The sequence below is a fragment of the Deltaproteobacteria bacterium IMCC39524 genome, assembly GCA_029667085.1.
In the GTDB taxonomy this organism is placed as follows: Bacteria; Desulfobacterota; Desulfuromonadia; order Desulfuromonadales; family BM103; genus M0040.
Window position 1 is genome coordinate 298101 of record JARUHJ010000004.1, and the last position, 13118, is coordinate 311218.

The 13118-nt window shown below is 55.3% G+C and carries 11 protein-coding genes; all 11 read left to right on the forward strand.

The genetic code is table 11. From position 1 onward, the window contains the following. The first annotated feature begins 189 nt into the window (after positions 1-189). The 11 genes from larB to P9J64_11825 all read left to right on the forward strand — a co-directional run bounded on the left by larB (position 190) and on the right by P9J64_11825 (position 13061). Positions 190-948, forward strand: a complete 759-nt coding sequence (gene larB, locus P9J64_11775; protein ID MDG5468999.1) for a nickel pincer cofactor biosynthesis protein LarB — start codon at positions 190-192, stop codon at positions 946-948. Beyond that, positions 945-2129 carry a nickel pincer cofactor biosynthesis protein LarC gene (gene larC, locus P9J64_11780; protein MDG5469000.1) on the forward strand — a complete coding sequence of 395 codons (1185 nt, stop codon included), beginning with the start codon at positions 945-947 and terminating at the stop codon, positions 2127-2129. The genes larB and larC overlap by 4 nt, the downstream gene beginning before the upstream one ends. Then, positions 2130-2591 carry a phosphatidylglycerophosphatase A gene (locus P9J64_11785; GenBank protein MDG5469001.1) on the forward strand — a complete coding sequence of 154 codons (462 nt, stop codon included), beginning with the start codon at positions 2130-2132 and terminating at the stop codon, positions 2589-2591. 152 nt (positions 2592-2743) lie between these two features. Next, positions 2744-4003, forward strand: coding sequence for a CinA family nicotinamide mononucleotide deamidase-related protein (locus P9J64_11790; protein MDG5469002.1), 1260 nt, complete (start codon positions 2744-2746; stop codon positions 4001-4003). After that, the gene (locus P9J64_11795; GenBank protein ID MDG5469003.1) at positions 4000-5952 is read left to right on the forward strand and encodes a PAS domain S-box protein; all 1953 of its coding nucleotides are present in this window, start codon (positions 4000-4002) and stop codon (positions 5950-5952) included. The genes P9J64_11790 and P9J64_11795 overlap by 4 nt, the downstream gene beginning before the upstream one ends. Continuing rightward, entirely contained in the window at positions 5939-6526 is a 588-nt protein-coding gene (gene thpR / locus P9J64_11800; protein MDG5469004.1) for an RNA 2',3'-cyclic phosphodiesterase, read from the forward strand. Before P9J64_11795 ends, thpR begins: the two co-directional genes overlap by 14 nt. A gap of 42 nt (positions 6527-6568) precedes the next feature. After that, positions 6569-7591, forward strand: coding sequence for a recombinase RecA (gene recA, locus P9J64_11805; GenBank protein ID MDG5469005.1), 1023 nt, complete (start codon positions 6569-6571; stop codon positions 7589-7591). A gap of 3 nt (positions 7592-7594) precedes the next feature. After that, the gene (locus P9J64_11810; protein MDG5469006.1) at positions 7595-8722 is read left to right on the forward strand and encodes a type IV pilus twitching motility protein PilT; all 1128 of its coding nucleotides are present in this window, start codon (positions 7595-7597) and stop codon (positions 8720-8722) included. After that, the gene (locus P9J64_11815) at positions 8712-9218 is read left to right on the forward strand and encodes a regulatory protein RecX (protein ID MDG5469007.1); all 507 of its coding nucleotides are present in this window, start codon (positions 8712-8714) and stop codon (positions 9216-9218) included. Before P9J64_11810 ends, P9J64_11815 begins: the two co-directional genes overlap by 11 nt. Beyond that, on the forward strand, positions 9205-11841 hold the full coding sequence (gene alaS, locus P9J64_11820) for an alanine--tRNA ligase (protein ID MDG5469008.1): 2637 nt from the start codon (positions 9205-9207) through the stop codon (positions 11839-11841). Before P9J64_11815 ends, alaS begins: the two co-directional genes overlap by 14 nt. A gap of 56 nt (positions 11842-11897) precedes the next feature. Beyond that, positions 11898-13061 carry a hybrid sensor histidine kinase/response regulator gene (locus P9J64_11825; protein ID MDG5469009.1) on the forward strand — a complete coding sequence of 388 codons (1164 nt, stop codon included), beginning with the start codon at positions 11898-11900 and terminating at the stop codon, positions 13059-13061. Positions 13062-13118: the final 57 nt, after the last annotated feature.

A 13118-nucleotide genomic window follows, 5' to 3' on the forward strand; every position in this document is an offset into this window, starting at 1 on the left:
GTTTCCAATTCACAGCTCTCAACTTAAGCTGAATCGACGAACGCGCTGATGCAGACTGAAAAACTCAACAAAAGCGTACCCAACAAACAGGCAGCCTCTCCCGTCCCCTTATTTGACAGAGAAACGGTTTGAAAATCGCAAGGAGAATGCTAACATGTTTGATTGGAGAAAGAATTGGAGAAAACACCGATGGACGCCAATGATTTAAAGCATTTATTAACAGCTTTGCAAGCGGGTGAGCTTAGCATTGAAGAAGGCCTTGATCGGCTGAAAGAGCTCCCTTTCGAGGATGTTGGCATCGCCAAGATCGACCATCATCGCGCCCTGCGTCAGGGAGTTCCGGAAGTGGTGCTTGGCGAGGCAAAAACAGCTGAGCAGCTTGAGATCATAGTGCAGCGCATGGCGGCCCATGGCGACAACGTCCTGGTCACCCGGATTAGCGATGAAAAAGCCAAAACCCTCCTGAAACACCATCCAGGCAGCGAATACGATGCCGAAGCCAGAACGTTCGTTTTGCAGCAGAAACCGCATGAAGACCTCGGCCGAGGCAAGATTCTCATCATCTGCGCTGGCACCTCCGATCTACCGGTTGCCAAAGAGGCCGCAGTTACGGCTCGCATGTTCAACAACCAGGTCGAAGAACTGGTCGACGTTGGCGTCGCCGGCATCCATCGTCTGCTGGCTCACACCAACGCCCTGCGCGAAGCCTCGGTGATCATCGTTGTCGCCGGCATGGAAGGCGCTCTGCCCTCGGTGGTCGGTGGTCTGGTCGACATACCGGTGATTGCCGTACCGACTTCAGTTGGCTATGGCGCGGCCTTCGGAGGCGTGGCAGCACTGCTCGGCATGCTTAACTCATGCGCCGGCGGTGTCACGGTGGTCAATATTGACAACGGCTTCGGGGCCGCATTTGCCGCCACCCGCATCAATCGAAAAAAATCATCATGAACATTCTCTACCTTGACACCTTTTCCGGGATCTCCGGTGACATGATGCTCGGCCTGCTGGTTGACCTGGGCGTCGACCTCAATCTCATCGAAGCAGAACTGGCAAAGCTTTCCGTCTCCGGATACAAGTTGGAGCAGCGCCCTGAAAAACGTCACAGTATCGGCGGCACGCGCGTCGAAGTTATTTGCGAAGACAAACAACCGGCCCGCACCTGGTCTGAGATCGACGCTATGCTTGCCAAGAGTTCTCTCGCTGAGCCTGTACGCAACCGGGCTCGCAATATTTTCAGGAGTCTCGGCGAAGCGGAGGCAAAAGTTCATCAGGTTGCCCTGAACGAAGTCCACTTTCATGAAGTCGGCGCAGTTGACGCCATCGTCGACATCGTCGGCAGCGCCATCGGCCTGTATCTCCTCGGAGTAGAGAAGATTATCTGCACCCCACTGCCGCTCTCCAGCGGCATGATTCGCGGTTCCCACGGCGCCATGCCCTTACCTGCCCCGGCGACTCTACAGATACTGCAAGGAAAACCGGTCCGGAATGCTGACTGCGACCGGGAGCTGGTGACCCCCACCGGCGCCGCTATTGCGGTCGAAATCGCCTGCTTCGGAGATATGCCGGAGATGACCATCGAACGCATCGGTTATGGTGTCGGCGGCTGGGACCTTGATGACCGCCCCAACTTGCTGCGGGGGATCATCGGCACAGAGAATACGGCTGACGGTTTCGAACAGGATACCGTCACGGTGATTGAAACTCATATCGACGACTCCTCGCCCGAATGGCTCGGAGCCCTGACCGAAAGGCTGTTATCAGCAGGAGCTCTTGATGTCGGGTTAACTGCGCTGCAGATGAAGAAGAACCGTCCTGGAACAGGCTTGACGGTTATGGCTCAGCCACAACAAGCGAAGCCTCTGGCCCAAATGATCCTGCGCGAAAGCACTGCCATCGGCGTACGCATGCATGAGACCCGTCGCATGAAGCTGCGGCGTGAACCGGCCACCGTACAAACAGCTTTTGGGGAAGCTGCGGTGAAATTGATTTACGAGGGGAAGACGCTGTTGAGGATCACCCCGGAGCATGACAGCTGCCAGGCGTTGGCCACAGCCAGCACCCGACCCCTGCCAGAAATCTACCGTGCCATCACAACCGCAGCCAATCGTCAATTCGGCCTGGAGGACTAAATGCGGAAACTGATCCTTTTCTTCTCCAGTAACGCCGGTCTTGGCTATGCGCCCTTTGCCTCTGGCACTGTCGGCACACTGGCCGGCATCCCGGTCTTTTATCTGACCAGCGCCTGGCCCTGGTGGCTCTTTCTCATCACGCTGCTAACGCTGCTGTTCCTGAGCTTCTGGATTGCAGATGCCGCAGGACAGATCTACGGAGTGGCCGATGACGGCCGTATCGTCATCGACGAACTGATCGGCTATCTGGTCACCGTCGCCTTTTTGCCCTGGAGCTGGAGCGCTGCGATCCTCGGATTTTTCTGGTTTCGGCTTTTCGATATTTTCAAACCCCCACCTGCAGGCTGGCTCGATAAAAACCTCAAACATGGCGTCGGCGTGGTCCTCGACGATTTCGCGGCAGGAATATACGCTGCGATTGCCTTACGCCTGACCTTGTGGTTTTTCAACCTGGGTGTCTGAAGATATAGACACAGGCCTGGAGCTTAAGACTCAACACAGAGGCACAAGGACAGATTATGCCCAGGCTTTTTAGCTTTTACTTAATTCTCCGCGTCTTCGCGCCTCTGCGTTAAAAATGGTTTGTGTTCCTTTCCTTTTGAGTTTTTAAAGTTATGAAGATAGCCATCCTTACCATAGGCGACGAGCTACTGAACGGAGACCTGGCCGACACCAACACCGTCGCTATCAGTCGGCAACTCATAGAGAATGCCTTGCCGGTACGTGAGGCGAGCACCATTGGTGACAGTGCAGTTGACATTGCTGCTGCCCTGCGGCGCCTTGCAGAAAGCCACGACGCGGTGATTGCAACGGGCGGTCTCGGACCCACCGAAGATGACCGCACCGCCAAGGCCGCGGCCATGGCCTTCGAACGTTCCTATAGCCTCAATGACAAAGCGCTGCTGCAGATCCGGGCCCGTTTTCAAGAATGGCAACGAGAGATGCACCCCCGCAATGAGAAGCAGGCCATGCTGCCGGGAAGAAGTACGGTTATCGCCAACAATACCGGCACTGCGCCTGGATTCCACCTGCAGCACAAGCAGACCGACCTTTATTTTCTGCCGGGCGTTCCCCGTGAGATGCTGACGATGCTCAATGAGTACGTCGTGCCTTCCCTGCTGAAACGTTTCCCCGACCCGCCTATGCGTTGCCAACGCACCCTGGGCGTCTTTGGCCTGCCCGAACCTACGGTCGAGTCACGCATCAACCGCAACGTCCTGCCCGAAGGAGTGGAGCTGGCCTTCAATGTCGAATTCCCGGTGGTTCAGGTCAAACTGCGCAGCAAAGGCGAAGACGCCCAGCGGCTTGTGGACCGTGCAGAGTTGGCGGCACGCAAAACTCTGGGCCATTACGTTTTCGGCATCGACAACGACACACTGGCCGGAAGTACAGCGCGCCTGCTCTCTACAGCCGGCCTGACGATTTCCCTGGCCGAATCATGCACAGGAGGCCTGATCGCACAACTCTTGACCGATCAACCCGGAGCCTCGGCCTTCCTGGAACGCAGCATTGTCTCCTACGCCAACACCGCCAAAACAGACTGTCTTAAGGTTGATCAGGAAATCCTTGATCGTCATGGTGCGGTCAGCCCCGAGTGCGCTGAAGCCATGGCCAATGGCGTCCGCTCTGCGGCCAGAACCGACATCAGCCTGGCGGTCACCGGCATAGCTGGCCCCGATGGCGGCACGGCGGACAAACCGATCGGCACCGTCTACCTGGCGATGATCAGTCCCCAGGGGAAACGTGTGGAACGCTTTAATTTCTCCGGCAACCGCGAGCAGGTTCGGCTGCGCACAGCCTGTACGGCTCTGGATTGGCTGCGTCGTCAGGCAATGGTTCAGCTCTCAGGTGGCATTCTGGAGGATGAGGCATGAACACGGCGATTCTGACCATAGTCGCAATAGCTGTGTTCATGGCGGCTCGCTGGGCGAAACAAAAGCAGAACCAGACCAGGGAGATGCAGGAAAGACTGAAAAAGGGTGACGAGCTCTCTCGGCAGCAAGCGGAGCAACTCAAGGAGCATAATGATCGTAATCGACAACTGGTACAGAACGCCAACGACGCCCTCTTCATCTTTGACCAGAAGGATGGAGCCCTGATTGAAATCAACCGCCAGGCAGAAGAGCTGCTCGGCTACACCCAGGGAGAAGTCACCCCTCTGACTTTCAAAGTCCTTTTTTCCAAGGAACACCGTCAGCGCCTGTTGCGCATGATAAGTACCATTATCAAAAAAGGACACGCCGAAACCAACGGCATCAAGTTCCGCCGCAAAGACGGCAGTCAATTCATCGGTGAGATCAAGGCCAGAAGCGGACGCATAGGAAATCGCCAGATCGTCTATGGCAACTTTCGGGATATTACCCAGACCGCGAGCCTGCAGCTCGAGCTGGAACGCCACAACCTCCACCTCACCCTGCTGAACCAGATTTCCAACCGGGTAGCAGAGGGTCACAACCTGCCACATACGCTTGAGATTATCCTCGATGAAGTGATCAGGAGCTTCAGTGTTTCAGGGGGTGGGATTTTCCTCCTGGAGCAGCGCGGCACAGAGATGAAGCTTGCCCTTCATCGCAACATCCCCGAGGATGTCGTCGAAGATCTCAACCAGATGAAACCCGGCGAAGGGCTTGCCGGCAAGGTGGTGAAAACAGCTCGCCATCGACATTCAACCAACCTGCAGAAAGACCATAGACGGACCTCCAGCGCGGTCCGTGCAGATAACTGGCGAGCCTTTCTGGCTGTGCCCTTCATTGCAGAAGAGGAAGCGCTTGGCGTCCTCTTCATTTTTGATCGAGGTCACAAGGTCTTCAGTCGCGAAGACATACGCCTGACCCAGGCGATCGGCAGACAGCTCGGCCCCTTACTGAAAAACGCCGAACTCTTCGATGAGCTGCAGTGGCAACACCGGATCAACTTTGCCAGCCTGCGTGAGCTGGAACGCTCACGAACGACCCTCCGTGACAATCTGGATCAACTCGAACAGCATCACCGGACCCTGCAGGGCCTCAACCAGATGAAAAGCGCTTTCCTGTCACTGGCCTCGCACGAACTGCGGACGCCACTTACCACGATTCTATCGGGGGCAGAGTTCCTGCAGAGTCAAACGGAAGAGCTTCTGGGCAACAATGAAAAACGAGCCCTCAATGTTATTATCCGTGCCAGTCAGCGTCTCAACCATATTGTCGATGACCTGCTTGATGCGGCCCGACTGGAAGCAAGAACCCTCTATATTGCTCGTGAGTCATTCAATCCCTTCATGATGATCAACGAACTGATCACTGAATTCAAACCAAGCTACCAGAAGAACAAAATCAATCTCGAGTTACAGGAGTTTCCTGATGACACCGTCCTCCGTGGGGACGCCCATCATCTCAAACGAGCTCTCGCACGCTTGCTGGAAAACGCCATCAAATTCACTCCAGAAGGGGGCATGGTTCATATTGCCGGACGCACTCTGCAACAGGAGATAGTCGTCGGCCTCACCGGAGAGCTGAACGCTTTTTCGGAAAGTTTTTTCGATGGTGCGCTGGCCGAATCCTACTTGCAGATTTCCATCAGCGACAGTGGCATTGGCATCGACAAGGCTGATCATCTGCGGATTTTTGACAAATTCCAGGAAGTCGGTGACATCTCGACACACTCAACATCCCAGGCACAATTCGGCGGCAAAGGTGTCGGCCTGGGACTGACGCTGGCAAAGGGGATCATAGAAACCCATGACGGACTGGTCTGGGTGGAAAGTGCAGGAGCTGATCAGGGCAGCTGTTTCTCGGCGCTCCTGCCGCTCGCCAACTCGCATGAGGAGAGATATGTCCTCGGTTAGAGCCTTCCTGGCCATCCCGTTGCCTTGGCAACTTCAGGAGTCTATCCGCGTCATACAGACCGAACTGCAGGCCAGCATAGCGGAGGCTCGCTGGACCCGACCCGAGAATCTCCACCTGACCCTGCACTTCTTCGGTGAAATCGAGCAGGAAACCCTTGAAAAGTTGAAGGTTTCTGTGCTATCCGTTAAGGGTTGTCAACGGTCTTTCCAGGTCGAGGTCAATGGTCTTGGCGCCTTCCCCAGTCCACATCGGCCCCGGGTCATCTGGCTCGGTTTGGAGCCACAGGGGCAGCTCGAACAGCTACACAGAGCCACCGGTCAGTGGTTACGTCAGGTAGGGCTCACAACTGATTCGCGGCCCTACTCTCCGCACTTGACCATCGGTCGACTGCGTGGAGGCAAGCTTGACCTGACCAAACTTTTCAGCTCAATGCCGCAAAAGACGATTGAACCGCTGACCGTTGACAGGTTGATCCTTTATGAAAGTCGTCTGCGCCCAGAAGGCGCGCAGCACATTCCATTACTGACGGTGAATTTTGATGACAAAAATACTGATATCCACAATGCAACCTAACATTTTATTGCGGGCAATGCCCCTGCGAAGGAGGGACGACTGATGGCGGAGAGTGATCGCAACAGAGCTATAGAACTGGCCATGGGCCAGATTGAAAAACAGTTTGGCAAGGGCAGCATCATGCGCCTCGGTGAAGATGCCGTGCTACCGGACATAAAATCCATTCCCACTGGCGCCTTGAGCCTGAATATCGCTCTCGGTATTGGCGGCGTGCCCTGTGGCAGAATCGTCGAGGTTTACGGCCCTGAATCTTCCGGCAAAACAACCCTGGCCCTGCACATCGCTGCAGAAGCCCAGAAAAAAGGTGGTGTCGCCGCCTTTATCGATGCTGAGCACGCCCTGGATGTTCACTACGCCAAAAAACTCGGTGTCAACACAGACGATCTCCTGATCTCCCAACCGGACACCGGCGAGCAAGCCCTTGAGATTGTCGAAGTCCTCGTTCGCAGCGGCGCTATTGATGTCCTGATCATTGACTCGGTCGCAGCCCTGGTTCCTCGAGCTGAGATTGAGGGCGAAATGGGAGATTCACACATGGGCCTGCAAGCCCGGCTCATGTCGCAAGCGCTTCGTAAGCTCACCGGCACGATCAGTAAATCAAACTGCTGCGTCATTTTCATTAACCAGATCCGCATGAAGATCGGCGTCATGTTCGGTAACCCTGAGACCACCACGGGCGGTAATGCCCTGAAATTTTATGCATCTGTCCGTATGGACATCCGTCGCATCGCATCGCTTAAGCAGGGACAAGATGCCATCGGTAACCGCACCCGGGTCAAGGTCGTCAAAAACAAGGTGGCACCTCCTTTCAAGGAAGCTGAATTTGACATCATGTACGGCACCGGAATTTCAAAAGAAGGGGATCTGGTCGACCTGGGCGTTGAGTGCAATATTGTCGAGAAGAGCGGTTCCTGGTTCTCCTACGGCGAAGAACGCATCGGCCAGGGGCGTGAAAATGCCAAGAAATTCCTGATTGACCACCCTGAAATGGCGGCCGAAATCGAAGCAAAAGTACTCGAACATTTCAACCTTAACCCTGCAGGGACATCCCCTGAAGGAGAATAATACATGGAACTCAATGAAATCCTGTCCGTTGGCCTGAAGTCAGGAGCCTCGGACATTCACCTCAAAGCGGGCCTGCCGCCGATCTATCGTATTGACGGCACCCTGCGACCTCTGCCGAAAGCGCCACGAATCAGCCCGGAGCAGACAGAACAGATCGCGGCAGAGATCATGAACGACATGCAGAGAGAGCGTTTTGAAACGTCTTACGAGTGTGACCTGGCTTATGGGGTTCCTGGTCTTGGCCGTTTCCGCGTCAATGCGTTTACCCAACGTGGCTCGATTTCACTGGTCTTTCGTGCTATTCCTTTTGATATCAAAGGTCTCGACGACCTGATGTTGCCGCCGGTCATCAAAAAAATGGCCATGGCCCAACGTGGCCTGATTCTGGTAACCGGAGCGACCGGCTCGGGCAAGTCAACCACTCTCGCTGCGGTCATCGACTACATCAATGCCAACCGCAAATCACATATCGTGACGATTGAGGATCCGATCGAATTTCTTCATCGCGACAAGAAGAGCATCATCAATCAGCGCGAAGTCGGTTCGGACACCAAGGGTTTTGAGCCGGCACTGAAATCTGCCCTGCGCCAGGACCCTGACGTCATTCTGGTCGGCGAGATGCGCGATCATGAGACGATCGAGACCGCCCTGATGGCGGCTGAAACCGGTCACCTGGTTCTCTCGACACTGCACACGATCGATGCGACTGAAACAGTCAACCGTATTATCTCTGTTTTCCCGCCGTACCAGCAGCGGCAGATGCGTATTCAGCTGGCTGCGGTTCTGCGCGGCGTTATCTCCATGCGCCTGGTGCCAAGAATTGACGGCAAGGGGCGGGCCCCAGCGGTTGAAGTCATGGTCGCTTCGGCCAGGGTGCGCCAGATGATCGACGACAAGGAACTGACAAAGTCTCTGCCGGAAGCAATTCAGCAAGGGTTTGAATCCTACGGCATGCAGACCTTCGACCAGTCACTGATGGGTCTGCTCAAGAACAAAACGATCAGCTTCGAAGAGGCCCTGCGCCAGTGCTCCAACCCGGATGACTTCAAGCTCAAGATGTCCGGTGTTTCTTCAACTTCAGATCTTTCATGGGATGCCTTCGACGGCACTGACGAAAAAGGTGAAGGATAGTAGAGCACAAAAACCGGACCGGACCGATCCATGGCCGGTAGCACTGCGCATACTGACCCGCCGCGACTACAGTCAGAGCGAATTGCGCCAACGGCTGACTGATAAAGGGTTCGACCCGGCACGCATCGAAGTTGCCTTAAAGCGCTGTTTAGAACTGAGCTATCTCGACGATGCCCGATACGCCCTGAACCGGGCGACTAGCCTGATGAACCAGGGACGTGCAGTTGGCAAGCGGGTTTTGCTTGATCTGCGCCAGCACGGTGTTAATGAAGAAATCGCCAATCGGGCATTGCAACTGGCTCGCGAGGCTTGTGATGAGGAACAACTACTGGCATCGCTCCTGGAACGACGCTTTGCCAATTTCAGCTACGACTCGGCGCCGGCCAAAGAGCGGCGGAGGGTTGTGCATTTTCTGCAACGACGCGGCTTCACAATCGACCGCATCATGGCTCAACTGACTCGGAAAGGCTTAGAAACGCGTGATGAAAACCGGTAGCGAAATACGTCAACTTTTTTTGAAATTTTTTGAAGATCGAGGCCACACGGTTGTCGCGTCTTCTTCCCTGGTCCCGCACAACGATCCGACGCTGCTTTTTACCAACGCCGGCATGAACCAGTTTAAGGACTGCTTCCTCGGCCAGGAAAAACGCGCCTACGTCCGGGCCACCACGTCACAGAAGTGCGTTCGCGCCGGCGGCAAACACAACGATCTGGAGAATGTCGGCCGCACTGCGCGTCATCACACTTTTTTCGAGATGCTCGGCAACTTCTCCTTCGGAGATTATTTCAAGAAGGAAGCGATCGCTTATGCCTGGGAATTCCTCACCGTCGACATGGCCATGGATAAAGATCGCCTCTACGTTTCGGTTTACACCGACGACGACGAAGCCGCCGATATCTGGTTTGAACAGGAAGGGGTTCCACGTGAGCGTATTTTCCGCTTCGAGGAAGACAACTTCTGGTCGATGGGCGACACTGGCCCCTGTGGCCCCTGTTCGGAAATTTTTTATGACAACGGTCCGGAAGTCGGCTGCGACTCCCCTAACTGCACCGTCGGCTGCGATTGTGACCGCTACATGGAGATCTGGAACAACGTCTTCATGCAGTTTAACCGTCAGGCCGACGGCGAGCTGATTCCACTGCCAAAGCCTGCCGTCGACACCGGCATGGGACTGGAAAGAATCACTACGGTTATGCAGGGTGTCCAGTCAAACTACGACAACAACCTGCTTCGCGACATTATTGGCTACATCGAAAAACTGTCCGGAAAAACCTACGGCGACAAGCTCGAAGATGATGTCTCCATGCGAGTCATGGCCGACCACAGTCGCGCCACCGCTTACCTGATCGCCGATGGCGTCATGCCAAGCAACGAAGGCCGCGGCTACGTGTTACGCCGTATCATGCGCCGCGCCATGAGACACGCCAAAATGCTCGGCTTTGCCGACCCGGTTCTCTACAAAACAGCAACTTTTGTTCTCGACTTCATGGCTGAGGCTTATCCGCAGGAAGCGGAGCGCAAGGGCTTTGTCGCCAAGATTGTCGAGAAGGAAGAGGAACGCTTCATCCAGACCCTCGATAATGGCCTGCGCATCCTCAATGACCAGGTTGACATCTTGCGTAAAAAACAATCGACCGTCATCCCCGGCGAAGTTCTTTTCAAACTCTATGACACCTACGGCTTCCCCTCCGACCTGACCGCCGATATCGTTGAAGCCGACGGTTTCAGCATCGATGAGGCTGGCTTTGAAATCTGCATGGAAGAGCAGCGCAAGAAAGCCCGTGAACACTGGAAAGGTTCCGGTGAAGAAGCGGTTGGTACGATTTATCGTGAGCTGATCGAGCAGGGCAATCATGTGAACTTTATCGGCTACAATGAAATGCAGGCAAACAGCAAGGTTGTCGCACTTCTGCACGATGGCGAGCAGGTCAGCCAGGCCAGAGTCGGAGAACAGATCGAAATTCTTACCGAAACGACACCTTTCTATGGCGAATCAGGCGGCCAGGCAGGGGACATTGGCAGCATCAGTGCTGACGGCCTCAAGGTTGACATTATCGAGACCAGGAAACCGCTGCCGGAACTGATCGTTCATGTCGGCAAGGTCACCGAAGGAACCCTGGAGATGGGTCAAGACGTGCAGCTCACTGTTGACAGCGCGGCCCGTCAAGCCACCGCGTTGAACCACACGGCGACGCACATCCTGCACGCCGTACTGGTCGAGGTCCTTGGCGACCACGTCAAGCAGGCGGGCTCACTGGTGGCGCCAGATCGTCTGCGTTTCGATTTCAGCCATTATACTGCGATCTCTCATGATGAGCTTAAGCGCATCGAAACCGAAGTCAACCGGCGCATCCGTGAAAACCGTTCCGTGGAGACCCGGGAGATGTCAGCAGACGAGGCTATCGCAGATGGAGCAACAGCTCTGTTTGGCGAAAAATACGGTGAGCGTGTCCGAGTCGTCAATATGGGTGACTTCAGCATGGAGCTCTGCGGGGGCACCCACACGTCCGCAGCCGGCAACATAGGCCTTTTCAAAATCATTCAGGAGGCAGGTATCGCCTCCGGCGTGCGTCGTATCGAAGCCGCTACCGGAACGCGTGCCCTCGACCTGATTCAGCAGCAGGATGATAGCCTGAGCCGCATGGCCGGACTGGTAAAAAGTGATCGCCCGCAGTTGGAAACCCGTCTGGTCAAGATAGTTGAACGGCAGAAAGAGCTGGAACGCGAGCTGGCGACCCTGGAAAGTCGTCTGAAAGCGGGCCAGGCCGACGACATCATGAGCAAGGTCGTGGAGATTGGCGATATCAAACTCCTGGCCGCTGAGGTTGATTCAACAGACGGCAAGGGTTTACGGGAGATGGCAGACAAGCTTCGAGACAAACTCGGTTCCGGAGTTGTCGCTATCGGCTGCCCACACGAAGGCAAAGTCAACCTGCTGGTTGCTGTCACCGCCGACCTGACGGACAAGCTGCATGCCGGCAAGCTGGTCGCTGTCCTGGCAGAAGAAGTCGGCGGTCGCGGTGGCGGTCGACCGGACCTTGCCCAGGCCGGCGGCAGTCAACCGGAGAAGCTTGCCTCAGCCTTGAGTAAGGTGGCTGAGCTGGTACGAAACGTATAACTTGAGTAGGGCCCAATTGCCAAGCCCCTGAGGCAGGAGCTTACAGCGGAGGCACCATGCGCCTGGAAACACGCGAAGAAGCTCAACTGATGCAGCAGTTAGAGAAGCCGACCCTTCTCATCGTCGACGACGAAGAGATAATTCGCGATCTCTGCGCCAGGGCACTCAAAGACTATCGAATCCTTCAGGCCGATAATGGCCAGGCAGCACTGAAGATTCTGGTTCAGCAAGAGGTCGACCTGGTCCTGGCCGACATCATGATGCCGATCATGAACGGTCTCGACCTGCTGCAACAGGTTAAGGAACGTGACCCATCGCAGCTGGTCATCGTCATGACCGGGTATGCAGACAAAGACATAATCCTGCGTGCCCTCAAGGCTCACGCCGATGACTTCATACAGAAGCCGATCAATCTTCTCCAGCTCAAAAACACCATCAGCAAGGCCCTGGAGCAAAAAGCTCTGCGCCGTGAGTTATTGCAATTAAAACAGCTCGATCGCATCAAATCTGATTTTCTTGGCCTCATCTCGCACAAGCTGCGCACCCCGACGACCTCCATATCCCTCTTCATTCAAAACCTCGCCAGCGGAGCTGTCGACACCGAAGAGGCCGGTTTCACTGAAGCACTCAAAGCCATTCAGGAAGAATCGGAGTACCTGGCTTACCTGATTAAGGATCTTCTCTACTACAGTGACATTATTCTCCAGGACAACGAGGGCAAGGCCGCAGCGGAAGATCTGAAAGAAATTGCCATGAGCCTGTTGGCCGAAAAACGCTCTGCGCTCGAGAAGAAGGGCTTGATCCTGCAGAGCAGGCTGGCCGGCAGTTGGCCGGCCATTATAGTCGATCGCCGGCGTATTGCTTTTGCCCTTAACGCCCTCTTGGACAACGCGATCAAGTTCACTCCGCCAGGAGGTGAAATCACGCTTACGGGCGAGATTACAGAGCAGGACATCTCACTGACGATTACCGATAACGGGCCAGGCATTACCAAGGAAGAAAAAGCCAAGATCTTCGAAAAGTTTTATCAGGTCGACCCACATCGCACTGGCCAGGTCCGTGGTTTTGGCCTGGGGCTCTTTTACGCCCGTAAATTTATCCGTGATCATGGTGGCACAATTCATCTGGACACAGCTCCAGGGAAAGGAACAGCCGTCACAATCCAGCTGCCCAGGAGGCTGCCGGACTATACGGGCCGAAGTGAAAATTCGGAAGTTTGAGGACAGATTGTGTCTCATTTGAGGTTAGTAGCCGTAGCTATTGGCCGAACAGGGGCC